This is a genomic window from Faecalibacterium sp. DFI.5.82 (assembly GCF_029076575.1).
GTDB lineage: Bacteria > Bacillota > Clostridia > Oscillospirales > Ruminococcaceae > Faecalibacterium > Faecalibacterium duncaniae.
Window position 1 is genome coordinate 1 of record NZ_JARFIS010000901.1, and the last position, 295, is coordinate 295.

Consider the following 295-nt stretch of genomic DNA (forward strand, 5'->3'; position numbering starts at 1 on the left):
TGGCAATCAAACCGCCAACTACTGCCAGGCTGGCCCCGATCATCCAAAAGATCAGCTCGATGATCCCGGCCCTGGTTTTGACGCTCATCAATCCCAGACCAGCAATCAGCAGCCCCCATCCTGAATAGCGAACCAGCTCAAGCAGCGACATCGCAATCGTGGTAACTCGGATATCATAGTTTTTGATATGCGCCAACTCATGTCCCAAAACACCGCGCAGTTCTTCGTCATTCATCATTTCAAGCAGTCCGCTGGTTACCGCTAAACTAGCATGCTCAGGGTCGCAGCCGGTCGC

1 protein-coding gene is annotated in these 295 nt (G+C 53.2%); it reads right to left on the bottom strand.

Annotation, left to right across the window (positions count from 1 at the left end; genetic code table 11):
* On the bottom strand, positions 1–295 hold a 295-nt coding region (locus P0G09_RS19425), incomplete at both ends, for a M48 family metalloprotease (protein WP_275253493.1).